Source organism: Sandaracinobacter sp. T42 (assembly GCF_059115405.1).
In genome coordinates this window covers 2135515-2160710 of the sequence record NZ_CM181101.1, presented here as the reverse complement: position 1 = coordinate 2160710, position 25196 = coordinate 2135515, and the positions used below count along the sequence as shown (strand labels likewise).

Genomic DNA, 25196 nt, shown 5'->3' with positions numbered 1-25196 from the left:
GCATCAGCCCCATCCGCGAAGCACCCGTAGCTCAGCTGGATAGAGCGTTGCCCTCCGAAGGCAAAGGCCACACGTTCGAATCGTGTCGGGTGCGCCATTTCAATGGCGTCGGATCATCATCCTTGGCGGAGGAGTCAGGCATCTTCGCCGCCCTCATCTCAGGATCGCAAGGCCAATCGCCGCGCCAAGCCCGACAACGGCCAGAGGCGCCATCCGATGCTTCCAGCGATACAGCAGCAGCAGCGACGCCGCGAGGATCGCAAGGCTGATCCAGAGGTTGCTGCTGGCATCCGCCGCGGATCGGCCCAGGCTGATGAGGGTGACTGCGATAAGCCCCACAACGCCGGCCGCCACACCCGCCAGAAAATGCTGCAGGCGGCTGTCCTCCACCATGGCCTCCAGCCGTTCATAAAAGAGCAGCGAGAAGGCGAAGGCCGGCAGGAACATGCCCGCGGTGATGGCAAGCGCACCCGGGAAGCCGCCGCTGACGAAGCCGACGAAGGTGGCGAAAATCACCAGTGGCGCCGGCAGAATTCCGGATAGCCCAAGCCCGTCAAGGAACTGGGCGTCGGTCATCCAGCCCCGGCCGACGGTGTCGTTGCGGATGAACGGGATGGCCGTGTAGGCGCCGCCAAACGTCAGGAGGCCGCCTTTCAGGCCAGACCAGAACAGCGCCAGTGGTGTCGGGGCGGCGGCGGCCACTCTTGCCTGAATGGCTTCCGCCGTTCCCAGCAGAAAGGCGGTGGCAAGCGCCGCCGCCAGCGTCACCACCAGCCCCGCCTGCCACAGCCGGCCGGTGGAAGCGAAGGCATAGGCGATTCCGGCTGCCGGCAGCACGATCCAGAAGCTGGCCCCGGCAAGGGAGGCGGCGGCGGCCAGAATGGCGGTCAGCCACAGCCAGCGGTCTGCCAGCACATGCGCGCCGATGCGATGAACCGCCCGGAAGATGAGCGCGATGACTGCCGCCTGCACCCCAAGGAACAGTGCGCCCATCATGGTGCCCTCGACAGGGAAGCGCGTGTAGGCCCATGCAAGCGCCAGCATCAGCATCAGGCCGGGCAGCATGAAGCCCAGCCCGGCCAGCACACCGCCCAGCCGGCCCTTTGCGCGGATGCCCAGATGCACGCACAGCTCGTGCGCCTCCGGCCCGGGCAGAACCTGCATCACGGCCATCAACTTGTTGAAATGGCTGCCGGAGATCCATTTCTCCTCGTCCACCAGTTCGTGCCGGATCATCGCGATTTGCGCCACAGGCCCGCCGAACGCCATCGCCCCGAACTTCAGAAAACGCCAGAACAGCGCCGGATAACTCATTTCCGGGGGCATCGGATCAGGTGCGAGAACGCGCGCCTCAGGCGGCTGGTTCATTGCGGCACCATACCCACAGCGTACGTCCGGATGCATCCCGCCACGGCAGTGCGTCGGCCGGCACAAGCGGAAAACCCGCCTCCGCCCAGCCCGCAACCCCGCCCGCCAGCAATTCGGCGACCACGCCCCCCTGCCGCAGCAGGGCGGCCACGCCATGACTCTGGGCACGGCCACCCTCGCAGGCGACGACAATGCCGCGCCCCGCTGGAATCGGCGGCATGGGGCCATGCCCGAACGGCCAGGCAACCGGGGCAGGCAACAGCAGCCCCGGGGGGCGACCGATCAGTCGCTTCAGCTTGTCTGCGGAAATGAAATTCAGTGCAGGCATGCGTGTCCCCGTTCAGGTCCGGACACGATACTTCAGCAAAAAGCCTCATGGGGAGATCGCAATCCCCATATCTTGAAATTACCGGAGGGACACCGCTTGTCAACGACACGATCCGGCATTCCCGGATGGGTCAATTTCCAGTGCACACCGCTCACTCGCGCGAGGGGTCGACAAGCAGTTTTACCGGCCCGCCGGGCGTGCCCAGTGCCTCGAACGCGCCGGCCACGCCGGACCGGCCGACGACGCCGGATATCAGGGGTGCCACGTCGATTGTGCCGTCCGCTACGCGATGCAGCGTGGCCGCGAACTCCTCCGGGCTGTAGGCGAACACGAAATCCAGGCTCAGCTGCTTGTTGATGGCCAGCACCGGCGTGATCCGGTCCTCTTCCATGCACACCCCCACCACGACGATGCGGGCCGTCGGCGGCACGGCCTCCATCAGCGACTGGATCAGTCCCGGCACGCCCACGCACTCGAACACGATGGCGTCCCGCATGGATCGCCCCATCAGCCGGGCCGCGCCGAAACTCGCCAGCGTGGCGGGCACGTCGAATGCTTCCCAGTGCGCATGGGGTGAAGTCTCGGCCGGATCCACCACGATATCCGCCCCCATCACCTCGGCCATGCGCCGACGCGAAGCCGAATAGTCGCTGGCGATCACCGGCCCCAGCCCGCGCGCTTTCAGCGCAGCGATCACCGCAAGCCCCACTGGTCCGCAACCCACCACAAGGCAGACGCTGGCCTTGCCGGGGCTGGCCTTGCCGACAGCATGCTCACCCACCGCCATCGGCTCCACCAGGGCGGCCGCTTCTGCGGACAGCCCGTTGGGCACCGGCATCAGCATTGCTTCCTGCAACAGCATCCGTTCCGCAAAGCCGCCCGGGAACCTGTTGGAATAGCCGACCAGTTCCACGCCGGCCGGTCCCAGCGTCATCGGCACGGAAACAACCCGCGTTCCCGGTTTCAGCGTCCGCGCCGTATCGGGCCCATGATCCAGGATCTCGGCCGAAAACTCATGCCCGAACACGATGTCGGCGGATGGATCCAGCGTGTCGGCCGCGCCCGAACGCCGGTTGGTTTCCACCATATGCTCAAGGTGATGCAGCGCATGCAGGTCAGAGCCGCAGATACCGCACACCAATGTCTTCACCAGCACCTGGCCGGGGCCTGGCGCCAGCTCCGCGATTTCCTCGTTCACCAGCCGGCGATCCCGGCGCACGATTGCCTTCATCTCATCCCTCCCCGGTGTTCATCAGGCCGCCGGCATCAGCTTCGGAAGATTGGGCTGGCCGGTATGCGCCGTCAGCCCGCCATCCACCGGGATCGCAGCGCCGGTCAGATAGGATGCTGCGTCAGAGGCGAGGAATGCGACCACCTCGGCGATCTCTTCCGGCCTTGCGAAGCGCCCCATCGGCACAACCTCGTTCCAGGCCGCGCGGATTTCAGGGATGGCGGATATGCCCGAAAGGATCGGGGTCTCCACAGGACCGGGGCACACGGCGTTGCAGCGGATACCTTCCCGCGCATGGTCGATCGCGACCGCCCGCGTGTAGTTGATCACGCCGGCCTTCGCCGCATTATAGGCCGCGAAATGATAATCCGCCGCCATGCCCGATGCGGATGCCGTGTTCACGATCACACCGCCGCCGGTCGCGCGCATCGCCGGGATCGCCGCCTTGCAGCCATAGAAAACGGCGTCCAGGTCGATGGCGATCACCCGCCGCCAGTCCTCCACCGGCAGATCGGGTGTCGCGCCGAAGCTGCCGATCCCGGCATTGTTGAACAGGATATCCAGCCGCCCGAAGCGCGCAACAGCCGCCTTGATCAGCGCATCGACGGCCTCCCAGCTCGACACGTCCGTCGGCACGAAGATCGCCCGCTCGCCCAGCTTCGCCACCAGCCTGTTGCCCGCTTCACCCGGCAGGTCCGCGATGACAACCGACGCACCTTCCGAATGCAGCAATAGGGCGGTCGCAGCCCCGATTCCCGATGCACCGCCAGTGATGACGGCCACCTTGCCTTCGAAACGCAAATCCCTCGCCATTGATTGGCCCTTCCCCGGATTGCCGCTCATTATTATAGTGCACTATAATTTGATTGATACGCAGGCACAAGCACTCACAAGGCCCGAAGGGGTGGCGACATGAACAATCCGAAAGACACTGCTGGGACCAGCAACCGGAAAACCGGCGGAGACCTGCTCGCCGCCACGCTGGCGGCCGGCGGGGTGGACACCGCCTTCGTGCTGCACGGCGGCCATCTGGAGGCCTTGTTCAAGGGCTGTGTCGAACAAGGCATCCGCCTGCTGGATTGCCGGCACGAATCTGCCGCCGGCCATGCCGCAGACGCCTATGCACGAACAACGGGCAAGCTTGGCGTTGCCATCGTCACGGCCGGGCCGGGCCTCACCAATGCCATGTCGGCCATTGCCAACGCCCGGCTCGATGGCACACCCCTTCTGGTGATCATCGGGGCACCGCCGCTCAGGGAGCAGGAAACCAACCCGCTGCAGGGCGGCATCGACCAGATCGCAGCCGCTCGCCCGCTTGCCAAGTGGGCGCTCTCCATTGCCGCCACCGAACGAATCCCGGATCTGGCAGCGCTGGCCATCCGCAAGGCGATGACGGCGCCCTGTGGCCCCGTCGTCCTCGAACTGCCGATCGATGTGCTGCACATGAGCGTGGCCGAAGCCCGCGCAACCCCGCCGGCCGGCGTCAATGTCCGCCCCCATGCCGCCCCGGCGCCGGACGAGGCTGCCCGCCTCGCGGATCTTGTGCGGAGCGCGCAAAGGCCCGTGCTGATCGCCGGGCTGGAGGCGGCGAACGCCCGCACGGCGGAGGCCGTTCGCGCGCTGGCAGCCCGCCTCGCCATTCCCGTTTTCGCCAAGCCGCAGGCGTCCGGCCTGCTGCCCCCCGGTCACCCGTCGGATGGCGGCGCGCCAGGCGGCATCGGCGCATTCCCGCTGCTGGGCATCGAACAGCCCGATCTCGTCATCCTGCTCGGCGCGAAGATGGGGCTGATGCTGGGCGGGCGGTCAGGCCTCGTCGTGCCCGATTCCGCCCGACTCGTGCAGATCCACAGCGACGCGGCCGAACTCGGGCGAATCCGCGATGTCGATCTGGGGATCGCCGCAGACACGGCAGAGGCGGTTCGGGCCCTGGATGCCCTGCTGGGTGCGGACGTGCCGGATCTGGCCGCATGGCGGGCAGCTGCCACCTCCGTCCGAGGCGCAATGGCGGCCGCCTTCCCGGAAACTGAAACGCCTGACGCCATCCATCCCTATCACGCCGCGCTCGCGGTGATGCAGGCGGCAGGGCCGGATGCCGCCTATGCGTTCGACGGTGGAGAGGCAGCTTCCTGGGGAACGGATGTCGCGCAGGTCGACGCGCCCGGTCGTATCGTCAGCCACGGTTATCTCGGCTGCCTCGGCATCGGCCCGGGCTTCGCCATCGGCCTCCAGGCCGCGCACCCCGGCCGCCGGGTCATCCACATGACGGGCGATGGCGCGTTCGGGTTCCATATTCAGGAATTGGATACGATGATCCGCCACGGACTGCCCATTGTCACCATTGTCCTCAACAATCAGGTCTGGGGCATGTCCATCCATGGCCAGCAGATGATGTTCGGCAGCAATTACAGTGTCATCACCCGGCTGGGCGGCGCCCATTATGCCGACATCGCCTCCGCCTTCGGTTGCCACGCCGAACGGGTGACGCGCTTTGCCGAGATCGCGCCTGCCATGGAACGCGCACTGGCCGCCAATCGCCCCGCGCTGCTGGAGATCATGACGGATCCGGCCGTCGTTCACCCTGTCACCGTCTCCATGCTGGGGCAGGTGGAGGAAGGCAGCACCGATGTGATGATCCCCTATTACGAAAACATCCCGGCCTGACGCGATGGCCCTGTCCGCTGAAACCCGCGAAGCCCGCCGCCGTCATCTGGTGGATACGGCCGCCTGCCTCATCCGCGAAAACGGCGGCACCGGCTTTTCGATGCTGCAGCTTGCGGAAAGGGCCGGGGTCAGCCCGGCGACGCCCTACAATCTGCTCGGCTCGAAGTCCGATCTGCTCCGCCTCATCGTGGCGGACGAGTTCCGCTCGTTCGTCGACCGGCTCGCGGCGCTGCCGCCGCTTGCGCCGCTGCCGCGCCTTCTGGCGGCGGCCGACGCCGTCGTGGATCATTATTGCGCGGATCAGGCCTTCTATCGCGGCCTCTACCTGTCGGCGGGCGGGGCGGAGGGCGGCGAACTGCGCACCCTGATGCAGCAGGAAGGCCGGCATCTCTGGCGGCAGATGGTGCAGGCAGCCTTCGCCTCCGGCGAGCTCAGGCCGCTTGCAGCCCCGGATGCCCTCACCGATGTCCTGCTGCGCAGCATCGGGGGCGTGACGGAGGCCTGGCTGGCCGAACAATGGACCTGCAGCCAGTTCGCCGCCGAAATGGCGCTGTCGGTGCGGCTGCTGTTTGCCGGGCTGGCTATAGAGCCGTTGCTGCCCGTGACGGTTGCGAAGGCCCGGGCGACCTGTCAAATCGGGGGCTGACCCGGCAAGAAGGACCGCTCCGGATGCCTGCTATGCGCAATATTCTCTTCCTTGGCCTGTTGCTTGCCGGTTCGGGGGCCGCTGCCCAGAATGCCAATTTCAAGCCGGGGCCCGTGTTCCGGGATTTCGGCCTGATCGCGACGGTTCCGAACAACAGCCGGCTGGGCCCTGAGAGCCGCTTCTCGATCGCGTTCGACATCAGCGAACGGGCGGAACCCGGCAAGATCAATCGCGGCTTCAACAGTGCGGCCCGATTCATCAACATGGCGGTGGCGAGCGGGGTGAAGCCGGAGAACATCCGCCTTGCCCTCGTCGTTCATGGTCCGGCCGCGAACGATCTGCTGAACGCATCCGCCCATGCCGCACGGCACAAGGGGGCGGCGAACGGCAGCGCAGAGGCCGTCGGACAGTTGTTGAAGCACAATGTCCGCATCATCCTGTGCGGGCAGAGCCTGGCGGCCTATGAATTCGACCCCGCAGAACTGCTGCCCGGTGTCGAGGTTTCACTGTCGGCGATGACCTCGCACGCCCAGTTGCAGCAGCAGGGCTACACCCTGAATCCCTTCTGACCGGCAAGCCCTCCGCCCGTCATCCCTTTCGTCCGGGCCGTGCCGCTCCCCCGACTTCGATAGTCCCGCTTCGCCCGATCCCGCGCTAACCTGATTGTCGGGAGAGGATTTGGCCGATGCATGATCTGGTGATCCGGGGCGCGACCGTCGTTGATGGCACGGGGCGTCCGCGCTTCTCGGCGGACGTGGCGATGAAGGGCGACCGCATCACGGATGTCGGCCGCGTCACCGGCCCCGCCCGGCGGGAGATTGACGCCGACGGCTTGCTGCTGACCCCGGGCTGGGTCGATATCCACACCCATTACGATGGTCAGATCAGCTGGTCGTCGCGGGTCGATCCGTCCTCGTCGCTGGGCGCAACCACGGTTGTCACCGGCAACTGCGGCGTCGGTTTCGCGCCTGTCCGTCCATCTGATCACGACACGTTGATCCGCCTGATGGAGGGGGTGGAGGACATCCCCGGCGCGGCGCTTCACGAAGGCCTTTCGTGGGAATGGGAAAGCTTCGCCCAGTATATGGACGCGGTGGACAGCCGCCCCCACGACATCGACGTTGCTGTCCAGCTGCCGCATGGCGCGCTGAGGGTCTATGTTATGGGGGAACGCGGCGCCGCCCGCGCCGACGCGACTGACGCGGAGTGTGCGGCCATGCGCGCCCTCACCACAGAAGCGATCCGCGCCGGTGCCATCGGTTTTTCCACGACCCGCACCATGGTGCATCGCACGGCAGACGGTGATCTGACGCCCACGGTCGGGGCGGCACGCGCCGAAATGGAGGCCATTGCGCATGGCCTGGCGGATGCCGGCGCCGGCGTGATCCAGTGGGTGTCGGACTTCCTCGACTTCGAAGCCGAATTCGCCCTGATCGAGGACATGACGCGACTGTCCGGCCGCCCGCTCAGCTTCTCGCTCGTGCAGGCCGATGTCGTGCCACAGTCGTGGCGGATGCTGCTGGCGCGCACTTCGCAGAGCGTGGCCGCAGGCCATCCGATCAAGGCGCAGGTCGCCGGTCGTCCTGTCGGGCTGCTGCTCGGCCTCGAAGGCTCTGTAAATCCCTTCGCCAGTCGCCCATCCTGGAAAGCCATCACGGACAGGCCGCTGGCAGAAAAGCTTACCGCGATGCGCGATCCGGGCTTCCGCGCCCGTCTGCTGGCAGAGGATCCGCTGCCGGATCATCCTTTCGTGAATTCGGTCGTGGCGATGCCGCATCGCATGTTCCGCGTCGGTGCGCGGATCGACTATGAACCGCCCGCCGAAGCCAGCATTGCGGCGGAATCCGCGGCCACCGGCCGCCCCATCCTCGATCTCGTCTATGACGCCCTGCTGGAAGACGACGGACGCGCCTTCCTGTTCTTCCCGATGCACAATTATGCCGACGGCAACCTGGAACCCGTGCGCGAGATGATCCTTCACCCCGACACCCTGCCGGGCCTGTCGGATGGCGGCGCGCATGTCGGGGCGATCTGCGACGTCAGCCTGCCCACCTTCATGCTGACGCACTGGAGCCGGGACCGAACGCGCGGCCCCCGGCTGGAACTGGAAGAGGTCGTCCGCCAGCAGACCAGCGCAACGGCACGGGCTGTGGGCTTTCAGGACCGAGGCGTGATCGCACCCGGCTATCTCGCCGACTTCAATCTCATCGATTTCCCCAATCTCCAGCTGGGCAAGCCCTGGATGGCGCATGATCTGCCCACCGGCGCCCGCCGCCTGATGCAAGGCGCAACCGGCTATGTCGCAACAGTAAAATCCGGGGTGCCGATCTTCGAGCGGGGCGAGGCAACAGACGCGTTGCCGGGCCGCCTCGTCAGGGGCGCGCAGCCCGCACCGAAGGGGATGAATGGATGATCAAGCTCAGTTTCTGCCTGCACCGCCTGCCGCACCTCAGCCGGGAGGCGTTCCAGCGCTACTGGTTCGATGTGCACGCGCCGCTCGTCCGCTCCGTCGCCGGCGTCCTCAACATCCGCCGTTATGTCCAGTCCCACAGCCTGTCCGATCCGGCGCTTAGCTTCGGCGCGCAGGCGCGGGGTTCGGCGGGCCTCGAATATGACGGCGTCGCCGAACTCTGGTGGGACGATCTCGAAGGCCTGATGGCCCCCGGCGGCACGGAGGAGGGAAGGGCGGCAGGCCTGCTGCTGCTGGAGGATGAGCGCAAATTCATCGACCTGCCGCGTTCCCCCATCTTCTTCGTGACCGAGCGGCAGATCATCTGAGGCGGTTTGCGGCTATCGGAAGCTGGCCTGCGACATCCGAATTTCAGGCATGACAGCCTGACCGCCCGGATCATGGACAAGCGGTTTCGCCCGGCTTCGCCCGGACATTCCGACTGAAAATCAACCGGTTTTCGTCACCCCTACATCCGCCGTTCATTTTTCTCCGGCAATTGCCGTGGGATCGGCGGCTCCTTCCGCGTAACCACGGTGTGTCCATGTTCAAGTCCACGGCCGCAAGCGCCGCCCTCACCCTTGTCACCATCTCCGCTTCCGCAGCCGCCCAGGAGGCGCCGGCAGTCGCCGCGCCCGAACCTCAGGCGGCCCCGGCCGCGCCCGCCGAGGCGGACATGGGGGAGGATATCGTCGTCGTCGCCGGCCGTCCGCGCGGCTCCATCGTTTCCGATGTTCAGCCGGAACTGGTGCTGAACCCGGCGGACATCCGCGCCTATGGCGCCACCAGCATGGCGGATCTGCTCACCCAGCTTTCGCCGCAGACCAGCAGTGGGCGGGGACGTGGCGGGGGGATGCCCGTCGTGTTGCTGAACGGACGGCGCACATCGGGCTTCCAGGAAATCCGCTCGATGCCGCCCGAAGCCATCCTGCGCGTCGAGGTGCTGCCCGAGGAAACGGCCCTCGCTTATGGCTATCGCGCCGACCAGCGCGTGGTGAATTTCGTGCTTCGTCCCCGCTTCCGCGCAACCACGGGCGATTTCGAGATTGGCGCCCCCACAGCGGGCGGGCGGCACGATCTGGAGATCGAGACCTCCATCCTGCGCATCAACAATGATGATCGAATCCTGCTCGATTTCACGCTGGATCGGGCGACGTCGCTGCTGGAAAGCGACAGGAACATCCGGCAAACGGCGCCCTCGCTGCCCTTCGCCCTTGGCGGCAACATCGTCTCGACAGTCGATGGCGGGGAAATCGATTCGGCTCTGTCCGCACTCGCCGGGCAGACGGTTACCGTCGCGGCGGTTCCCGCGTCCGCCGCCGCCACCGCCCCCTCGCTTGCCGATTTCTCAGCCGGTGCAAACAGCCCGAACCGCACGGATGTCGGCCGATATCGCACCCTGCTACCCGAAACGACGGATGTCAGCGGTGGCGCCAGCATCACCCGTCCGCTGAGCGAAAAGACGCAGATGACGCTGTCAGCGCGCGTCACCGCTGCAAGTTCGGAAAGCCGCCTGGGCCTGCCGACCACCGACGTCACGCTGCCCGCCGCAAACCCCTATTCGCCCTTCGTGGCCGATACGCGACTTGTCGGCTACACCACTGTGCGCGGCCCGCTCGTGCGCGATTCCGACAGCTGGACGGGCCGCCTTGCCGCCGCCTTCAACGGCGATGTGAACGGGTGGCGCTGGTCCGTCACGGCCAGTCACGACCATGACGAATCCCGTACACTGACTGACCGTTCGCTGGATCTTTCGGACAGCCAGGCTCGCCTCGATGCCCTGGATTCAAGCTTCAACCCCTTCGCGGTCAACGCACTCAACGGCCCGCTGCGGCAGGATCGTTCCGGCTCCAACTCGGATCGCAGCCTGATCGAAGCCGTCGCCAACAACCGCATCCTGGATCTGCCCGCGGGCGGCCTTTCCACCAGCTTCAAGCTGGGTCTTGATCATCGCGATCTGGAAAGCTTCACCCGGACAAGCGGTCTGGAACAGACGACGAGCCTGAAGCGGACCGAGGGAACCGCGCAGATGAGCGTGGATGTCCCGCTCACCAGCCGCCGCCGGGATGTCGGCGCCTTCCTGGGCGACATCAGCCTCAACGGCAATGTCGAAACCAACCAGCTGTCCGATTTCGGCAACCTGATCACCTGGGGCGGGGGCCTTACCTGGCGTCCGGTGGAAATCGCCCAGTTCATCGCTTCCTACACCTCGGAAGACGGCGCGCCCTCCATCCAGCAACTGGGCAACCCGCTCGTCACGACACCCAATGTCCGCGTCTTCGATTACGCCACCGGACAAACGGTGGAGATCACCCGGATCGACGGCGGCAATCCCGATCTTGCGGCGGATCGCCGGCAGGTCTGGAAGCTTGGCGGACGCATCAACCCCATCAAGAACACGGATTTCAGCCTTCAGGCCGATTATGTCCGCACGAAGATCACGGGGCCGATTTCCGGCTTCCCCACGGCGACAGCGGAAATCGAATCCGCCTTTCCGCAGCGTTTCCTTCGGGATGCGGATGGCCAGCTGCTGCTGATCGACAACCGCCCCGTGAACTTCCAGCGTTCCGACAAGTCGGAACTCCGTTGGGGCTTCAATTTCTCCGAACGGCTGGAGCCGACGAAATCGGAGCGCGCCGCGATGGAACGCCGCCGCGCCGAGTTCGAGAAGCAGCGCGCCGAGGCGCAGGCCAGCGGAAAGCCGATTCCCGGCGCCCCGGCCTGGATGCAGCAACGACCGCAGGGCGCGCCGCCAGCCGGTGGCCCTCCGGCCGGCCCCGGCGGCGGCCCGCGCGGTCCGATGATGGGCGGCGGCATGGGGGAGGGCCGGTTCCAGCTGTCCCTGTTCCACACCTGGCGCTTCACCGACACCATCCTGATCCGCGACGGTGTGCCCGAACTGGACCTGCTCAACGGCTCTGCGACGGGCAGCAGCGGCGGCGTTCCGCGCCACTTGCTGGAGGCGCGCGCGGCGATCAACAAGAATGGCCTGGGGGCCCGTGTATCCGCCAACTGGCAAAGCGGAACCGATGTGCTGGTGAATCCCGGCGGCGCCCCCGCCAACGAGGATCTGCACTTTTCCGGCCTCACCACCGTCAACCTCAGGCTGTGGGCGGATCTGGGCCAGCGCTTCGATCTGGTTCGCAAGGCGCCCTGGCTGCGCGGCACTCGCATCTCGTTCGGCGTGGACAATCTGTTCGACGACCGGATCGACGTGCGCAGCCGCGCCGGCGACACGCCGGTCAACTATCAGCCGGACCTGATCGATCCGGTCGGTCGCCGCGTCGAGGTTTCGATCCGCAAACTGTTCTTCTGAAAATCCGGCGGATCAGCTTCCAAGCGGGGATAGCAGGATCAGCACCACGGTCGCCACGAAGGCGATCGCGGTCACGATCCGGTCCAGGCCGATGCCCTCGTCCGTGGGCGCCTGCTCCGCAGGGGCGGCGGGCTGGAAGCGAGGATCCTTGTCCATTTCCGCAGCCTGCCGCGGGCACCGGCCCCGCACAAACGAGCATCGCTTGGCGGGGCGATAGCCAGGCTTCAGCCCGGCTTCAGTCCGCCAGTCCCACGCCCCATTCCACCCAGGCCGCGAATCTGGGGGATTTCTCCATGTAGCGTCCATGCCGTTCCGGCACGCGGAAGCCGGCGGCCGTCACGCTGTCCGTCACGGGGCGCGTCAGGTGGCAGCCCCCCGCGATCGGTTTCCAAACGGGCTCGATCCGCCGCTGCCATTTGCGCACGTCGGCATCGGGCGAAAGCCCATGTTCCAGGAACAGCAGCCGGCCACCCGGTTTCAGCACACGCTTCGCTTCGGCCAGCGCGCGCGCGGGATCCTGCACCGAACACAGGGTGAAGGTGCACAGCACGGTGTCGAACTGCCCATTCTTGAACGGCAGCGCTTCCGCCACGCCTTTTTCCAGATGGAAGAAGCCCCGATCGCCGTCCGCCATCCGCGCTGTCGCCAGCTCGATCAGTCCGTCCGAAGGGTCGATTCCCGTCACATGCGTCACGCGTCTGCGGTCATAAAGGCCCAGGTTGGCCCCGCCGCCCGCGCCCAGCTCCAGAACCTCCCCGCTGGCCAGAGGCACCACCTCTGCGCGACGCTTCATCACAGGGGGCTGTGAACAGCAGAAACCAATCAGCTTCGGCACCATGTGCCGGTCCCACCATCCGCCCAACATAAGTACCTCCCGCCCGATCCCTAGCCAATCGGCAGGCGTCATGCGATGTGCTTTTTGTGGGCGACGGGCGGATAACCTCGATCGATACGGTGCGCGGCTTCGCCGTGCTCGGCATCCTTGTCATGAACATCATCGGCATGGCCTTTGCGGGCGCCGCCTACCTGAACCCGATGTACACCGGCGGGGCGGATCCGCTGAACATCGCACTCTGGGCCGTCGCCCATGTCGCGGTCGACGGCAAGATGCGTGCCCTGTTCGCCATGCTGTTCGGCGCATCCCTGCTGCTGATGGCGGAAGGCAGCCCACCCGAAAGGGCGACGCCCCGGCATGTCGCGCGCATGGCGGTGCTGTTCCTGTTCGGAATGGTGCATGCCTCGCTCCTCTGGCCGGGCGACATCCTGCTCCCCTTTGCGCTGGCTGGGCTCGCCATCTGGCCGCTGCACAACCAGCCGGCCCAGCGGTTGTTCCTCTGTGGCGTGATCGCACTTGGCCTGCAGGTCGCGATCAACCTGATGTTCGGGATGCAGGGTTTGGCGGCCCAGGCGGCCGCCCTGGCGCCGAACGCCGATCCGGCTGCCGTCAAGGCGTGGAACAGTCTGCGCGGCGCCACCTACAGCGCCCCGGAAGACATTGCGCGCGAACTGGCCCTGTATCGCGGCGACGTTGTCGATATCCTCGCCATCCGGCACGAATCCGTTCGCTTCGCGCGTCTCTTCCTGCTGCCGTTCCAGTTCTTCGCCGAAGCCGTGGGGCTGATGCTGATCGGCATGGGGCTCTACCGGCTGAACTGGTGGCAGAGCGGCTTCCCGTCAGCCCATTATCGCCGGGTTGCGGCCACCCTGATTCCCGCAGGCTGGGCCGCCGGCTCGCTGCTGGCGTGGCGCTTCCACGCCTCGGGCTTTTCGGCGGTCGCCTTCTATTTCACGGATGCCGCGCGCGTGCTGCTGGCCCCCCTTGTGGCGCTGGGTTATGCGGCGGCCCTGATCGCGCTTGTGAAATCCGGCGCGCTGCAGGGGCTTGTCCGCCGCCTGTCCGCCTGCGGGCGCATGGCGCTCAGCAACTATCTGGCGGCTTCGATCCTGGGCAATCTCATCTTCACGGGTGTCGGTTTCGGCCTCTATGGCAGGCTGTCCCGCCTTGAGGTGCTGGGTGTCGTCCTTGCCATCTGGGCTTTGCAACTCGCCTGGTCGCGGCCCTGGCTGGAACATTTCCGCTATGGTCCGTTCGAATGGCTGTGGCGCAGCCTCTCGCGCTGGCAGCGCCAGCCGATGAAGCCGCCCGCCTACCCCTGATGAAAGCCGCTCAGTAACCCAGTGCAACCCCATCCTTGCGCATTTCCGTGGCCCCCCACCACACCCGGTTCGCGGCATCCCACATCACCGCCTGATAACCGCCGACATCCTGATAGCCATCCAGGATCACATGCCCCTTCGCGGCAAGCGCGGCACGTGTTTCTGCCCCGATCTGGCTTTCCAGGAACAGGCCCGCTTCCTTTTCCCGCCCGTCGCCGCCCGGATCGGGGCTGCCCAGATGGCGCAGGCGCGGCGCATCCCCTGCCGCCTGAAGGTTCATCTTCAGGTCCACCAGGTTCACCATCACCTGAACCTGCCCCTGGGGCTGCATGGTTCCGCCCATCACGCCAAAGGCCAGCAGCGGCTCGCCCGCCTTTGTCAGCATTCCCGGAATGATGGTGTGGAAGGGCCGCTTGCCCGGCGCAGCGACATTGCGCGCCTTCGGATCCAGCGAAAACTGTGCCCCCCGGTTCTGCAGCATGAAGCCCCATGTTCCACGCCCGCCCGCCACTGGGGTGCTGCGCGGCACGACCACCCCGGATCCCATGCCCGCATAGTTGGACTGGATCAGGCTGACCATCATGCCGCTGGAATCGGCCGTCGCCAGATAGGTGGTGTCGCTTTTCTCGCCTTCGGGATCGCCGGCCGGCACATCGGCGGGCAGCACCCTGTCCATCCGGATCAGCGCCGCGCGCCTTGCAATATAGTCATCTGCCAGCAGCGCCTTCACCGGCAGCTTCACCATCCGGGGATCGGCGATGAAGCTGGCCCGATCCGCGAAGGCCAGCTTTTTCGCCTCGGTGATCACATGGATGCGTTCCGCCTCGCTCAGCGTCGCCATCGGGAACCGCTCCACGATCCGCGCCATCTGCAGGGTTGTCAGGCCCTGCGTCGCCGGCGGGATCTGCCACAGCGTCACGTCGCGATAGGGCGCTGAGATCGGCGTTACCCATTCGGCCTTCATCGCCGCAAGATCCGCCGCCGAATGTGGTCGCCCGAACGCCTTGAAATGCCGTTCATAATCGGCCGCGAAGGCGCCCTTGTAAAAGGCATCCGCCCCGCCTGACGCGATCAGTTCCAGCGTCGCCGCCAGGTCGGGATTGGTAAAGACCTGCCCCTGTGCCGGGGCCGTGCCCGTCGGCGCATACAGCGCCTTCCACTGTTCGCCCTGGATGGCGGCGCCTGCCCGCTGGAAGCTGTTCAGGTTCGCGGTCCATCCCCGCGCGATCACCGGCGATACCGGGAATCCCTGCTTCGCATGGCGGATCGCCGGCGCCAGCACCGCAGACATCGGCAACTTGCCATAGCGCTTGTGGAGCGCTTCCCACCCGGCAACGGTGCCGGGTGTCGTCACGGAATCCATGCCCCGGTCCAGCCCGCCGGCCGCCTTCGCGCGCACGGTCAGTGCCTTCACGTCCAGCTTCAGCGGCGCTGCGCCGGACGCATCCAGCCCGACCACCTGCTTCGTTGCCGGGTCATACACCAACGCGAACAGGTCGCCCCCGATGCCGTTGCCCGTCGGCTCCACCAGCCCCAGCACGGCATTGGCCGCGATCGCCGCGTCGACGGCCGATCCGCCCGCAGCCAGAATTTCCACCGCCGCCTGAGAGGCAAAGGGATGCGCAGTCGCCGCCATGCCATTTGCGGCGATCACCGGGGATCTCCCCTGGAATCCGGGGTCGCCGCGCCGGTCCCCCCCTTGCGCGGGGGTTGTCGCCAGCAGGATCGCGGTCGCAAGCAGGGCAAGGCGGAATGTCATCGGCAGGGTCTCCTCATCGCTCTTGAAGCAGGTTGCGCGCGCCGCGCCAAGGCTTGCTAATTCGGCCCTGCGTGGGTCAGTATGTCTGCATGTGGCTTCTGGATCGGCTTCTGAAACGTGCCGTCACAAGCGGCGCGCTCGAACTCACCACAGCCGACGGGAAGGTCCGGCGCTATGGGGACCCCCAGGCCGAACCCGTCCGGGTTCGCCTCACGGATACCGCTACGGCCGGCCGTATCGCGCGAAACCCGCCGCTCGCGACCGGGGAGGCCTTCATGGATGGTCGCCTGCTTGTCGAAAGCGGGAACATCCTCGATCTGCTCGATCTCGTGTCCGCCAACCTCCGGTGGGATCGCGCGAATGCGTTGCGCATCGCCATGTGGGGCCAGCAGCGGATCGCCGCCAAATGGGATGAATTGAACGCCCGCAGTCGTTCCCGGCGCAATGTCGCCCATCATTACGACCTTTCCGACAGGCTCTACGATCTCTTTCTCGATCCCGAACGGCAATACAGCTGCGGCTATTTCCGTGAAGGCAACCAGGGGCCGCAATCCAGCCTGGAACAGGCCCAGATCGACAAGCTCGACCACATCACGAAGAAGCTCTGCCTGAAGCCCGGCATGCGGGTGCTGGACATCGGCTGCGGATGGGGCGGCATGGCGCGCCACATCCACCGCGTGTCCGGCGCAGAGGTTCTGGGCGTGACGCTCTCGCAGGAGCAGTTGCAACATGCCCGAGCCCGCGCCCGGGAGCTGGGGATTGACGGCAAGGTCCGCTACGAACTGATGGACTACCGGGACGTGAAAGGGACGTTCGACCGCATTGTCTCGGTCGGCATGTTCGAACATGTGGGGCGCCCGAACTACAGCACCTTCTTTCAAAAACTGGCCTCATTGCTGACAGAGGACGGCGTGGCCCTCCTCCACAGCATCGGCCGGGCGGGCGGCCCGGGCAGCACCGATCCCTGGACGGCGAAGTACATCTTTCCCGGCGGCTACACGCCCGCCTATTCGGAACTCGCCCGTCATATCGAGCGTGCATACCTCTGGCCGGCCGATGTGGAGGTCTGGCGCCTGCATTACGCCTGGACACTGGAACACTGGCTCAAGCGGTGCCGGGACCGGAAAGCCGACATCGTCGCCCTCTATGACGAGCGCTTCTTCCGCATGTGGGAATTCTATCTGTCAGGCGCCATCATGGCCTTCCGACATGACGATCATGTCGTCTGGCAGATCCAGCTGTCCCGCAAGCGCGATGCCGTGCCCGTCACCCGGGATTATCTGTATCGCTGAGCGGCCCTCAGCGGGCCGTCCAGCCTCCATCCACGCTGAAACTGCTGCCGGTGATCCCGCTCGCCGCATCCGAACAGAGGAAGAGCACCATCTCCGCGACCTGGTCCGCCGTGACGAAGCGCTTCGTCGGCTGTGACGCCAGGATGATCTGCTTCACCACCTGCTCTTCGCTCATGTTGTTCACCCGCGCCTGATCCGCGATCTGCCCGCGCACCAGCGGCGTGTCCACGAATCCGGGGCAGACGCTGTTCACCGTCACCATCGTTTCGGCCAGTTCAAGTGCGGCGGATTTCGTCAGCCCCAGCACGCCGTGCTTCGCGGCCACATAGGCGCTCTTGTAAGGGGAGGCGACCAGGCCGTGGGCAGAGGCGATGTTCACGATCCGCCCCCAGTTCTGCGCCTTCATGGCCGGAATCGCGGCCTTCATCGTGTGGAAATTGCTGGAAAGATTGATCGCCAGGATGGCGTCCCACTTGTCTTCGGGAAACGCGTCGACTGGCGCCACATGCTGGATTCCGGCGTTGTTCACCAGGATGTCCAGCCCGCCGAGCGCGGCCTGTACGTCGGCCACCCATTTCTGGCTGTCGGCCCCCTTCGACAGGTCCGCGCCCACGAAAACCACCTTCGTTCCATGCGCGCCAACCTGGGCGAGGGCAGGGGCCTGATCGCCGAATCCGTTCAGCGCCACATCCGCGCCGGCACGGGCAAGGGCCTCGGCGATGGCAAGGCCGATGCCGCTGGTGGAACCGGTGACGCCCGCCTTGCGGCCGGCAAGCGGCCTCGAACCCAGGGTCTCACCAGCCATGCGTGACTCTCCTCTTCGTCGTTAATCTTGCTGCACTGCGAAAAAAACATGTGCGCCAGGCGCCGCCCGGGTCTAGCCTCGCCTTGTGGCAACGACTAGCTGCTGCAGGCTGGCATGACATTTTTATGTCTGTGCGCCGCAGCAGAACAGGTAAAAAGCCGAACCGGGCGAAGAGGTTGAACATGCTCTACGATGCGTATGAACTGGGCCGCACCTGGCTGACCGGCGCAAGCACCGCCGCACGAATCGGGGCGGACTGGTGGGGAAATCCCGCAAATCCCTTCGCCTACACCGGGGCGGGCGAGGTCGCAGCCGCCGCGCTGGACGTGTTCGCCCATGCCGCCGCCCCGCGCGGAAAGCCGGAATTCGGCTTTGCCTCCACCCTCGTCGATGGCCGGCCGGTTCCGGTGATCGAGGTGGTCGTGGATCGCAAGCCCTTCGGCCAGTTGAAGCGGTTCGAACGGATCGGCGCTTCGCCCGATGATCCGAAACTGCTGATCGTCGCCCCGATGTCGGGCCATTACGCGACCCTGCTCAGGGGAACGGTGGAACGGATGCTGCCCAGCCATGATGTCTACATCACGGACTGGCGCGACGCGAAGATGGCCCCGCTGTCGGCCGGGCGCTTCGATCTCGATGACTATGTCGATTATGTGATCGACTGGCTGTCGGCCATCACGCCGCCCGGATCGCCGCGCGCACACCTGCTCGCTGTCTGTCAGCCGTCGGTGCCGGTCTATGCCGCCGTTGCGCTGATGTCTGCGGCGAAGCATCCGGCACTGCCCTGCACCCTCACCATGATGGGCGGCCCCGTCGATACCCGCCGCGCTCCCACGGCCGTGAACCAGCTGGCGATGGAGCGTCCGTTCGCCTGGTTCGAGAACAGCGTGATCGCAACGGTTCCGGCGCTGTATCCCGGCGCCGGCCGCAAGGTCTATCCCGGTTTCCTGCAATTGGCGGGATTCATGTCAATGAACCTTGGCAATCACATGATTTCCCACTGGGAAATGTTCAAGCATTTGATCAAGGGCGATGGCGAATCCGCCGACGCCGCCAAAACCTTCTACGAGGAATACCGTTCCGTCTGCGACATGACGGCGGAATTCTACCTGCAGACGATCGATGTCGTGTTCCAGAACCATCATCTGCCGCGCGGGATCATGACCCATCGCGAAACCCCGGTCGATCCGGCGGCAATCACCGATGTCTCCATCTTCGCGATCGAAGGAGAGCGCGACGATATCTCCGGCCTCGGCCAGACGAAGGCCGGCCTCGATCTCGCGGTGAACCTGGCGGACGATCGCAAGCGTTATTTCATGGTGCCCGGCGTCGGCCACTACGGCATCTTCAATGGCCGCAAATGGCGGGAAGTGATCGCGCCGCAGGTCGAGCAGTTCATCCGCAGCACCTGCCCGGATGCGCCGCTGCACGGCCAGGGCCGCCACCAGCCGCATGTGGACATGGACGCGCCCGAGGGAGTCGACTTCGCCTGAGTCGACTTCGCTGATCGGCCCTAGCCGGCGAGCGCTTCGGCCTTTTCCGCAACTTCCAGCCAGCGCATCTCGGCCGCCTCCAGCCGTTCGCGCAGGCCGGTGATCTCGGCCGTCAGCCGGTCGAACTGCTTCGGATCGCGCGCATAAAGCGCGGGATCGCCCAGCTTCGCTTCGGCAGCGGCAATCGCCGCCTCGATCTTCGCGATCTCGTCCGGCAGCCGGTCCAGATCATGCTGGTCCCTGAAGCTCAGCTTCTTCGGGGCGGCGGCAGGTGCCGTGGCGGCGGGCGCGGCAGACTTTGCGGGCGCCTTCCGTCCCTTGGCCGCCCGCTCAGCCCACAGCTGTTCCAGTTCGCGGAAGCCGCCGGCTACGATGTCGGCCCGGCCGGATCCGTCCAGACCGATCGTCATGGTGGTCGTGCGATCCAGGAAATCTCGGTCGTGGGAAACGATCAGCACCGTTCCTTCATAATGCGCAATCACTTCCTGCAGCAGATCCAGCGTTTCCAGATCCAGGTCGTTCGTGGGCTCGTCCAGCACCAGCAGGTTTGAGTCCCGCGCGAACTCCCGCACCAGCAGCAGCCTGGAGCGTTCGCCACCGGAAAAGGTGCCGATCTTTGCGTCCGCCACCGTTGGCGGAAACAGGAACTGCTTCAGATAGCCCTGGATATGCGTCTTGTGTCCGCGCACCTCGATCCAGTCGCCGCCGTCCGCCAGCACGTCACGCACCCGCTTGGCGGGATCCATCAGCTTCCGCTGCTGATCGATGGCGATTCCGTTCAGGGTCTTTGCGCGTGTGACCCGGCCTTCGTCGGGCGCCAGATCGCCGGTCAGCAGTCTCAGCAGCGTGGTCTTGCCGGCGCCGTTGCGCCCCACCACGCCGATCCGGTCGCCGCGCTGAATGCGGATGGAAAAATCCTTCAGGATGGTCCGGTCGCCAAAGCGTTTGGTCACGCCGTCGGCTTCGATCACCATCTTCGACTTCACATCGTCGGTGTCCAGCGCCAGCTTGGCCGTGCCCTGCACACCCAGCATTGCCTTGCGCGAAGCCCGCATCTGGTGAAGCCGTTCCAGCCGCCCCTGGTTCCGCCGCCGTCGCGCCGTCACGCCGCGCTGCAGCCAGTGCAGTTCCTGCGCGATCTTCGTGTCCAGCTTGTCGGCCGCCTTGGCTTCCTCGGCATAGACGGCCTCCGTCCAGGCCTCGAACCCGCCGAAACCCACTTCCTGCCGCCGCAACTGGCCGCGATCCAGCCACAGGCAGGCCCTCGTCAGCCGGGTCAGGAAGGTCCGGTCATGGCTGATCACCAGAAATGCGCCGGTGAACCGCGTCAGCCAGCCTTCCAGCCAGTCGATGGCTTCAAGGTCCAGATGGTTGGTCGGCTCGTCCAGCAGCAGCAGGTCGGGATGCTGCGCCAGCGCGCGCGCGATGGACGCCCTGCGCCGCTCCCCGCCGGATGCGCTACCGGCCGACAGCGACAGGTCCAGACCCAGCTGGGTCGCGATTGCCTCCACCTCGTGTCGCGCCGGCGCGTCCGGCCCTGCCAGCGCGAAATCGGCCAGGGTTTCGAATCCGGCAACGGGTGGATCCTGCGGCAGCAGCACGATCTTCTGGCCCGGCTGCTGGGAACGCCGACCTCGGTCGGGCTCCAGCGTGCCGGCGATCAGTCGCAGCAGGGTTGTCTTGCCGGCGCCATTGCGGCCGATCAGCGCCAGCCGGTCCTTCGCGCCGATGAACAGCGAAAGATCTTCGAACAGCAGGCCGTCGCCCTGCCGCAGTGCGATGTCCTCAAGCGATACAATGGGGGCAGCCATGGCGGGGGCGCTTGCCACGCGGGTTCCGCCATGGCAACGCCCATCCCGATGCGGGCGTCTATTCAGAAGTGGTTCACGGCCTTCGCCCTAGGCAGGGCATGGAAGCCCGATTGATGATACCCCACCGAATTCCCCTGTTCCGGCCGTTGCTTGCGCTGGTCATCGCGATCCCGGCCGTTCCGGCGGCGGCATTCGTTCCCGGCCCCGGCGGCGCGTCAGGGGGGCGTCCGCCGTCGGCGATGCCGCCGGGCCCTTCCAGCCCCGTTCCCCCGCGCGGTCGCGCCGTTTCAGATCATGATCACGCCCGGCAGACCAGCCGCAGCGGCGAAAACCGCGGCTTTGAGGAATTGATGCGGTCCGCGCAGTCGCGCGGGCGCGGCGAGTATCTGGGGGTTGAACCCGATATCGGCCGCAACATCTATCGCTTCAAGTTCCTGAGGCCAGGTGGCAATGTGGTCTGGGTGGATGTCGATGGCCGCACAGGGCGCGTCGTCGCAGAGCGGGATTGACGGCCGACGGCCGCGTTTCTTTTCGGGAGGCAGGATTTCCATGCGCGTACTGATCGTCGAGGACGAACCCAACCTTCAGCGCCAGCTGCGGCAGACGCTGGAAACGGCGGGCTATGCCGTCGATTCCGCCGAGGATGGGGAAGAAGGCCAGTTCCTGGGGGAAACCGAAAGCTACGACGCGGTCATCCTCGATCTCGGCCTGCCCGAAGTGGACGGCCTCACGGTCCTCGATCGCTGGCGCAAGGGCGGCAACAAGATGCCCGTCCTCGTCCTCACCGCGCGCGACAGCTGGTCCGACAAGGTCGCCGGGCTCGATGCAGGCGCCGATGATTATCTGGCAAAGCCGTTCCAGTCCGAAGAGCTGATCGCCCGCCTGCGCGCGCTCATCCGCCGCGCGTCCGGCAACGCTTCCTCCGAACTGGTGGCGGGCGATGTCCGGCTCGACACCCGTTCGGGCCGGGTCACCCTCGCCGGAGAGCCGGTGAAGCTCACCGCGCAGGAATACAAGCTCCTGTCCTATCTGATGCACCACAAGGGCAAGGTCGTTTCCCGCACCGAGCTGATCGAGCATATCTACGATCAGGATTTCGATCGCGATTCGAACACGATCGAGGTCTTCATCACGCGAATCCGGAAGAAGCTGGGTGCAGATCTCATCACCACCATCCGCGGTCTCGGCTACAGCCTCGAAGGCTGAACCGGCCCGCACGCCGGGCTCGATCAGCCGCCGGCTGCTCGTCCTGGCGACGGTCTGGACGGCGCTTCTGATCGCCATCGGCGGCTTTGCGCTCGATCGTATCGTCACCGGCACGATCGTCCGCAACTTCGATGCCCAGCTGTCGCTGGCGCTTCCGGCGATGATCGCCGCAGCCGAACTGGACCCGTTCGGAGAGGTGCGCTTCAACCGCCCGCCGGTCGATCCCCGCTTCAACGAGCCCTATTCCGGGCTCTACTGGCAGGTCGCCGCCGAAGGCCGCATGCCATTCCGCAGCCGCTCGCTCTGGGATCGGGAACTTCCGGCGGATTTCAGCGTCTCCTGCGTGGAACCCTGCACCTCGCGCACCAGCGCTTTCCGCAACGAGCCGCTCCGCATCGTGGAACGCGACGGGATCATCCCTGGATCGCCGGTTGTCTGGCGCTTTCAGGTCGCCCAATCGACCGAACAGCTCGACGCGCAGGTGGCGGATGTCAGGCGCACGCTCTGGTGGTCGCTCGGCGCGCTCGGCGCGGGCCTGCTGCTGCTGGCGCTGCTGCAGGCCAGCTATGGTCTGATGCCGCTGCGCCGGATCTCGGCCGCGATGGCTGCCATCCGCGCCGGCCGGATGACCCGTGTGCCGATCCACGATGTCCCGCCCGAAGTCGCGCCGCTGGTCAATGAACTCAACGCCCTGCTCGATCACAATGAACAGGCCGCCGAAGCTGCCCGCATGCATGCCGGCAATCTGGCGCATGCGCTGAAAACCCCGATGAGTGTCCTCACGAACGAGGCCGCCGGCAACAGCCCGGATCTCGCGCAGGCCGTCGTGCGGGAGCTTTCCACCATGCGCCGCCACATCGATCACCATCTGGCCCGGGCGCGGGCCATGGGGCGCCGCACCTCGGCCACGGCCCGGGCGGATGTCTGGCCGTCACTCGAACGGCTCGTCAGCGCAATCGAGCGGATCTATGCCGAAAGGGGCGTTGTGATCGATCTGGCGGGTGATCGGTCCGCAATTTTCCGGGGCGAGCGACAGGATCTGGAGGAACTGGCGGGCAACCTCATCGACAACGCCGCCAAATATGGAGGCGGTCGTGTGTTCGTCACCGTTTCGCGCGACGAAGCCGCCGGCCAGATCCAGATCGCCGTCGAAGACGACGGGCAGGGCATCCCGGTGAAACTGCGGGAAACCATGTTCGAACGCGGCACGCGTCTCGATACAGGCAAGCCGGGAACGGGCCTTGGGCTGGCGATCGTCCGCGATGTTGCGGCCATTTACGGCGGGTCCGTCAGCCTCTCCGAATCCGAGGATCTGGGGGGCCTGATGGCCGTACTTCGCCTGCCGGGCTGCCCCAAAGCCGAAAAACCCGCCTGAATTCGTGGGCGAACCGGCCCTGCGCGCTTGACTTCGCCGCCCGCATCCGCGAAAGGCGCGCCCCTGCAACGGGCCGTTCGGCCCAGCATATGTCATGGCCTGCTGCCGTAGCTCAGTGGTAGAGCGCATCCTTGGTAAGGCTGAGGTCGGGAGTTCAATCCTCCCCGGCAGCACCATGACTTCCACTGGAAATCTTCGAAATTTCCGTGTCTAACCCCCTCAGACAACATCTGGGGGTATGACATGGCGGCAGGGCAGGGTTTGGGGTTCGGTCTGCCGAAGGTGCCGCTGCTGATCTGCGGATTTCTCGCGGCGATGGTCAGCCTCTATTTCGGCGCCGCCGTGTTCGAACCTCTGGTGTTCGCCCTGTTCATCATCGCGCTGACCGCCCCTTTCATGCTGCGGCTGAAGCCCTTGATCGGCAAGGGCCTGGCAATGATCGTCACCGTGCTGCTGACGCTGGCCGTGCTCGTCCTTTTCTTTTCCGTCGTTGGCTGGGGCATTTCGCAGGTCGTGCAGTGGGTGCTTGCGAACCTGGCGCGTTTCGATGCCGTCTACCGGCAGGCAGAGGCCTGGCTTGCGGATCAGAACATGCCGATGGAACTGTTCCTGCCCGGCAGTTTCGATCCGCGCTGGATCATAGGCCCCGTCACCGCGCTTGTCGGCCAGGTCCGGCTGATCAGCGGTTTCGCTCTTCTGATGTTCGTGTTCGTCGTGCTGGGGCTCACCGATCTCGAAGGAATGGGTCGCCGTCTCGCCCGGATCGAGGCGGAACGGCCGAATCTGAAGATTTCCGTGGTGGCGAAGGATGTGTCGGCCAAGTTCCGGCTCTACATGAAGGTCAGGCTGGTGGTCAGCGTGATCGATGCGCTCGTCTGCTATCTCTTCTTCCGCCTGATCGGGCTGGACGAGCCGCTGGCCTGGGCGATCCTTGTCGGCACGCTCAACTTCATTCCCTTCATCGGCCCCCTGCTGGTCGCCTTCGCGCTGGGCCTGTTCGCGGCGGCGCAGTTCGGCAGTGTCTGGATGGCGCTGCTGGCCGTCGGCGGCACCAGCGCCATCAATTTCGTGCTGGGCAGCTACATCGAACCACTGATGGCCGGTTCCGCGCTGTCGATGTCGCCGGTGCTGGTGCTGTTCGCCGTCTTCTTCTGGGCGATCATCTGGGGCATTCCCGGCGCCTTCATCGGGGTGCAGATCATGATCGTCACGCTGGCGATCCTGCGCGTCATGCCTGACAGCAGCTGGATCGCGGAGCTGTTTTCCGGCGACGATCCCGAAAAGAGCGGGAAGTAAGGC

22 protein-coding genes and 2 tRNA genes are annotated in these 25196 nt (G+C 65.9%); 15 read left to right on the top strand and 9 right to left on the bottom strand.

What is annotated here, in order from left to right; genetic code table 11:
- Window positions 1-20: 20 nt before the first annotated feature.
- Window positions 21-97 (top strand) — tRNA-Arg (locus ACW9TV_RS10520).
- Window positions 98-153: 56 nt separating this feature from the next.
- On the opposite strand, the gene chrA is transcribed toward ACW9TV_RS10520, so the two are convergent.
- The 4 genes from chrA to budC form a co-directional block, all read right to left on the bottom strand.
- Window positions 154-1368: a chromate efflux transporter gene (chrA, locus tag ACW9TV_RS10515; RefSeq protein WP_494303430.1), complete on the bottom strand. Its 1215-nt coding sequence runs from the start codon at window positions 1366-1368 to the stop codon at window positions 154-156.
- Window positions 1352-1696, bottom strand: coding sequence for a rhodanese-like domain-containing protein (locus ACW9TV_RS10510; protein WP_494303429.1), 345 nt, complete (start codon window positions 1694-1696; stop codon window positions 1352-1354). Before ACW9TV_RS10510 ends, chrA begins: the two co-directional genes overlap by 17 nt.
- Window positions 1697-1847: 151 nt before the next feature.
- A complete protein-coding gene (locus ACW9TV_RS10505; RefSeq protein ID WP_494303428.1) occupies window positions 1848-2927 on the bottom strand; it encodes a zinc-binding dehydrogenase in 1080 nt (359 codons plus the stop codon).
- A gap of 21 nt (window positions 2928-2948) precedes the next feature.
- Window positions 2949-3740: a meso-2,3-butanediol dehydrogenase gene (gene budC / locus ACW9TV_RS10500; protein WP_494303427.1), complete on the bottom strand. Its 792-nt coding sequence runs from the start codon at window positions 3738-3740 to the stop codon at window positions 2949-2951.
- 99 nt (window positions 3741-3839) lie between these two features.
- Here budC and ACW9TV_RS10495 point away from each other — a divergent pair, with 99 nt between their 5' ends.
- The 6 genes from ACW9TV_RS10495 to ACW9TV_RS10470 all read left to right on the top strand — a co-directional run bounded on the left by ACW9TV_RS10495 (window position 3840) and on the right by ACW9TV_RS10470 (window position 11999).
- Window positions 3840-5588 (top strand): thiamine pyrophosphate-binding protein, encoded by a 1749-nt coding sequence (locus ACW9TV_RS10495; RefSeq protein ID WP_494303426.1) that lies wholly within the window; start codon window positions 3840-3842, stop codon window positions 5586-5588.
- A gap of 4 nt (window positions 5589-5592) precedes the next feature.
- Window positions 5593-6234, top strand: a complete 642-nt coding sequence (locus ACW9TV_RS10490) for a TetR/AcrR family transcriptional regulator (RefSeq protein WP_494303425.1) — start codon at window positions 5593-5595, stop codon at window positions 6232-6234.
- A 32-nt stretch (window positions 6235-6266) separates the two neighbouring features.
- Window positions 6267-6803 (top strand): DsrE family protein, encoded by a 537-nt coding sequence (locus ACW9TV_RS10485; RefSeq protein ID WP_494303424.1) that lies wholly within the window; start codon window positions 6267-6269, stop codon window positions 6801-6803.
- A 116-nt stretch (window positions 6804-6919) separates the two neighbouring features.
- A complete protein-coding gene (locus ACW9TV_RS10480; protein WP_494303423.1) occupies window positions 6920-8647 on the top strand; it encodes an N-acyl-D-amino-acid deacylase family protein in 1728 nt (575 codons plus the stop codon).
- Window positions 8644-9012, top strand: a complete 369-nt coding sequence (locus ACW9TV_RS10475; RefSeq protein ID WP_494303422.1) for an EthD domain-containing protein — start codon at window positions 8644-8646, stop codon at window positions 9010-9012. The genes ACW9TV_RS10480 and ACW9TV_RS10475 overlap by 4 nt, the downstream gene beginning before the upstream one ends.
- 215 nt (window positions 9013-9227) lie before the next feature.
- A complete protein-coding gene (locus tag ACW9TV_RS10470; RefSeq protein WP_494303421.1) occupies window positions 9228-11999 on the top strand; it encodes a TonB-dependent receptor in 2772 nt (923 codons plus the stop codon).
- Window positions 12000-12011: 12 nt separating this feature from the next.
- Here the strand turns inward: ACW9TV_RS10470 and ACW9TV_RS10465 are convergent, their stop codons facing one another.
- The gene (locus tag ACW9TV_RS10465; protein WP_494303420.1) at window positions 12012-12155 is read right to left on the bottom strand and encodes a hypothetical protein; all 144 of its coding nucleotides are present in this window, start codon (window positions 12153-12155) and stop codon (window positions 12012-12014) included.
- Between the two features lie 79 nt (window positions 12156-12234).
- Window positions 12235-12792, bottom strand: coding sequence for a class I SAM-dependent methyltransferase (locus ACW9TV_RS10460; protein WP_494303419.1), 558 nt, complete (start codon window positions 12790-12792; stop codon window positions 12235-12237).
- 119 nt (window positions 12793-12911) lie between these two features.
- Here ACW9TV_RS10460 and ACW9TV_RS10455 point away from each other — a divergent pair, with 119 nt between their 5' ends.
- Window positions 12912-14156 (top strand): DUF418 domain-containing protein, encoded by a 1245-nt coding sequence (locus tag ACW9TV_RS10455; RefSeq protein WP_494303418.1) that lies wholly within the window; start codon window positions 12912-12914, stop codon window positions 14154-14156.
- A 10-nt stretch (window positions 14157-14166) separates the two neighbouring features.
- Here the strand turns inward: ACW9TV_RS10455 and ACW9TV_RS10450 are convergent, their stop codons facing one another.
- Window positions 14167-15915, bottom strand: coding sequence for a gamma-glutamyltransferase family protein (locus ACW9TV_RS10450; protein ID WP_494303417.1), 1749 nt, complete (start codon window positions 15913-15915; stop codon window positions 14167-14169).
- An 89-nt stretch (window positions 15916-16004) separates the two neighbouring features.
- On the opposite strand from ACW9TV_RS10450, the gene ACW9TV_RS10445 reads away from it, so the two are divergent.
- Entirely contained in the window at window positions 16005-17207 is a 1203-nt protein-coding gene (locus tag ACW9TV_RS10445) for a class I SAM-dependent methyltransferase (protein ID WP_494303416.1), read from the top strand.
- Between the two features lie 7 nt (window positions 17208-17214).
- Here ACW9TV_RS10445 and ACW9TV_RS10440 read toward each other — a convergent pair whose 3' ends face one another.
- Window positions 17215-18012: a 3-hydroxybutyrate dehydrogenase gene (locus tag ACW9TV_RS10440; RefSeq protein ID WP_494303415.1), complete on the bottom strand. Its 798-nt coding sequence runs from the start codon at window positions 18010-18012 to the stop codon at window positions 17215-17217.
- A gap of 182 nt (window positions 18013-18194) precedes the next feature.
- On the opposite strand from ACW9TV_RS10440, the gene ACW9TV_RS10435 reads away from it, so the two are divergent.
- Window positions 18195-19505: a polyhydroxyalkanoate depolymerase gene (locus tag ACW9TV_RS10435; RefSeq protein ID WP_494303414.1), complete on the top strand. Its 1311-nt coding sequence runs from the start codon at window positions 18195-18197 to the stop codon at window positions 19503-19505.
- A gap of 20 nt (window positions 19506-19525) precedes the next feature.
- Here the strand turns inward: ACW9TV_RS10435 and ACW9TV_RS10430 are convergent, their stop codons facing one another.
- Complete coding sequence (locus tag ACW9TV_RS10430; protein ID WP_494303413.1) at window positions 19526-21316, bottom strand: ABC-F family ATP-binding cassette domain-containing protein; 1791 nt, start codon at window positions 21314-21316, stop codon at window positions 19526-19528.
- Between the two features lie 146 nt (window positions 21317-21462).
- On the opposite strand from ACW9TV_RS10430, the gene ACW9TV_RS10425 reads away from it, so the two are divergent.
- The 5 genes from ACW9TV_RS10425 (at window position 21463) to ACW9TV_RS10405 (ending at window position 25193) form a co-directional block, all read left to right on the top strand.
- On the top strand, window positions 21463-21825 hold the full coding sequence (locus tag ACW9TV_RS10425; RefSeq protein WP_494303412.1) for a PepSY domain-containing protein: 363 nt from the start codon (window positions 21463-21465) through the stop codon (window positions 21823-21825).
- Between the two features lie 40 nt (window positions 21826-21865).
- Window positions 21866-22522 (top strand): response regulator transcription factor, encoded by a 657-nt coding sequence (locus tag ACW9TV_RS10420; RefSeq protein WP_494303411.1) that lies wholly within the window; start codon window positions 21866-21868, stop codon window positions 22520-22522.
- On the top strand, window positions 22476-23897 hold the full coding sequence (locus ACW9TV_RS10415) for a sensor histidine kinase (protein ID WP_494305081.1): 1422 nt from the start codon (window positions 22476-22478) through the stop codon (window positions 23895-23897). Before ACW9TV_RS10420 ends, ACW9TV_RS10415 begins: the two co-directional genes overlap by 47 nt.
- 101 nt (window positions 23898-23998) lie before the next feature.
- A tRNA-Thr gene (locus ACW9TV_RS10410) sits at window positions 23999-24073 on the top strand.
- Between the two features lie 67 nt (window positions 24074-24140).
- Entirely contained in the window at window positions 24141-25193 is a 1053-nt protein-coding gene (locus ACW9TV_RS10405) for an AI-2E family transporter (RefSeq protein ID WP_494303410.1), read from the top strand.
- The last annotated feature ends 3 nt before the right edge of the window (window positions 25194-25196 follow it).

Excerpts from the sequence above, each read along its gene's own strand:
- ACW9TV_RS10490 (WP_494303425.1), top strand. The coding sequence starts at position 5,593 with ATGGCCCTGTCCGCTGAAACCCGCGAAGCCCGCCGCCGTCATCTGGTG.
- ACW9TV_RS10470 (WP_494303421.1), top strand. The coding sequence starts at position 9,228 with ATGTTCAAGTCCACGGCCGCAAGCGCCGCCCTCACCCTTGTCACCATC.
- ACW9TV_RS10505 (WP_494303428.1), bottom strand. The coding sequence starts at position 2,927 with ATGAAGGCAATCGTGCGCCGGGATCGCCGGCTGGTGAACGAGGAAATC.
- ACW9TV_RS10510 (WP_494303429.1), bottom strand. The coding sequence starts at position 1,696 with ATGCCTGCACTGAATTTCATTTCCGCAGACAAGCTGAAGCGACTGATC.
- ACW9TV_RS10465 (WP_494303420.1), bottom strand. The coding sequence starts at position 12,155 with ATGGACAAGGATCCTCGCTTCCAGCCCGCCGCCCCTGCGGAGCAGGCG.
- ACW9TV_RS10450 (WP_494303417.1), bottom strand. The coding sequence starts at position 15,915 with ATGACATTCCGCCTTGCCCTGCTTGCGACCGCGATCCTGCTGGCGACA.
- ACW9TV_RS10495 (WP_494303426.1), top strand. The coding sequence starts at position 3,840 with ATGAACAATCCGAAAGACACTGCTGGGACCAGCAACCGGAAAACCGGC.
- chrA (WP_494303430.1), bottom strand. The coding sequence starts at position 1,368 with ATGAACCAGCCGCCTGAGGCGCGCGTTCTCGCACCTGATCCGATGCCC.
- ACW9TV_RS10480 (WP_494303423.1), top strand. The coding sequence starts at position 6,920 with ATGCATGATCTGGTGATCCGGGGCGCGACCGTCGTTGATGGCACGGGG.
- ACW9TV_RS10435 (WP_494303414.1), top strand. The coding sequence starts at position 18,195 with ATGCTCTACGATGCGTATGAACTGGGCCGCACCTGGCTGACCGGCGCA.
- ACW9TV_RS10405 (WP_494303410.1), top strand. The coding sequence starts at position 24,141 with ATGGCGGCAGGGCAGGGTTTGGGGTTCGGTCTGCCGAAGGTGCCGCTG.
- ACW9TV_RS10430 (WP_494303413.1), bottom strand. The coding sequence starts at position 21,316 with ATGGCTGCCCCCATTGTATCGCTTGAGGACATCGCACTGCGGCAGGGC.
- ACW9TV_RS10445 (WP_494303416.1), top strand. The coding sequence starts at position 16,005 with ATGTGGCTTCTGGATCGGCTTCTGAAACGTGCCGTCACAAGCGGCGCG.
- ACW9TV_RS10460 (WP_494303419.1), bottom strand. The coding sequence starts at position 12,792 with ATGAAGCGTCGCGCAGAGGTGGTGCCTCTGGCCAGCGGGGAGGTTCTG.
- ACW9TV_RS10440 (WP_494303415.1), bottom strand. The coding sequence starts at position 18,012 with ATGGCTGGTGAGACCCTGGGTTCGAGGCCGCTTGCCGGCCGCAAGGCG.
- budC (WP_494303427.1), bottom strand. The coding sequence starts at position 3,740 with ATGGCGAGGGATTTGCGTTTCGAAGGCAAGGTGGCCGTCATCACTGGC.
- ACW9TV_RS10485 (WP_494303424.1), top strand. The coding sequence starts at position 6,267 with ATGCGCAATATTCTCTTCCTTGGCCTGTTGCTTGCCGGTTCGGGGGCC.
- ACW9TV_RS10475 (WP_494303422.1), top strand. The coding sequence starts at position 8,644 with ATGATCAAGCTCAGTTTCTGCCTGCACCGCCTGCCGCACCTCAGCCGG.
- ACW9TV_RS10420 (WP_494303411.1), top strand. The coding sequence starts at position 21,866 with ATGCGCGTACTGATCGTCGAGGACGAACCCAACCTTCAGCGCCAGCTG.